The 947-nt window shown below is 49.1% G+C and carries 1 protein-coding gene; it reads left to right on the top strand.

The features are described 5' to 3' along the window. The coding region (locus R7Q09_RS24590; protein ID WP_411913116.1) for an MGH1-like glycoside hydrolase domain-containing protein at window positions 1–947 on the top strand (947 nt) is incomplete at both ends.

The raw sequence follows: 947 nt of genomic DNA, 5'->3' as shown, positions 1-947 counted from the left end.
CGTGGGATTCGTGGAAACAAGCGTACGCGATGGCGCATTTCAACCCAGATGTTGCGATGGACAACATTCGCACGGTATTCCAAGAGCAAGTTCAAGCTGATGACAAGATCCGTCCGCAAGATAAAGGCTACTTGCTGGATGTGTTGACGTACACCAAACCTGTTAGTCGTGGTGGTGCTGGCTCTGAAAACTGGAACGAACGCAATACGAAACCATCGTTGGCGGCATGGTCTGTGATGGAGGTGTATTACGCTCTCGTGAACCAGTTTGATCGCCCAGAAGACGCGCAAAAATTCATTGATGAAATGTATCCGAAGTTGGTGGCATACCACGATTGGTGGCTATCAAACCGCGACCACAACCAAAATGGTGTTCCTGAATACGGCGCGGCAGTGGACCCAGCACACAACACGGAAGAAGGCGTGATGTACGTTTGGGTAGAAACGCGCGATCCTAACTTCACGACCATTATTCCGGCAGAAGACATCATCGAGCAAAACGGCAATTCTTATAAAGTAAAAGGCATGGCGTCTTACAATAAGATTCTCGATGAAGTGGATTACATGACGATTCACGTCGGCGCGCAAGAAGCGGCGGGCTGGGAATCGGGTATGGATAACGCGGCTCGTTTTGGTTTTATCTACAACATCCACAACATGAATTCGCAAGCTGAAGACATCAGCAATCCAGACAGAAATGTGGATCAACTTGGTCGCTACGCGGCAAGTGCTTACGGCTTTGATAACAGCATCAAGCTGGAAGGCGAAGAGTGGGTGTACAGCAATACGTCAGCGGAAAACTTAGCGAAACTCGATCTTGCGAAGAAAGATTGGGAAGTTCGTTTTGCAGAAAACCGCACCAACAATAACGCAGCGGACGGCGAGCTGCTTGGCTTCTCTATGCTGCAAGAATCGGTGGATCAAGCCTCTTACATGTACTCAGACAAC

It is taken from the genome of Vibrio sp. 2130-1 (assembly GCF_033339515.1).
The sequence above is the reverse complement of the archived record's forward strand: the minus strand, read 5'-3'. Positions and strand labels throughout refer to the sequence as shown.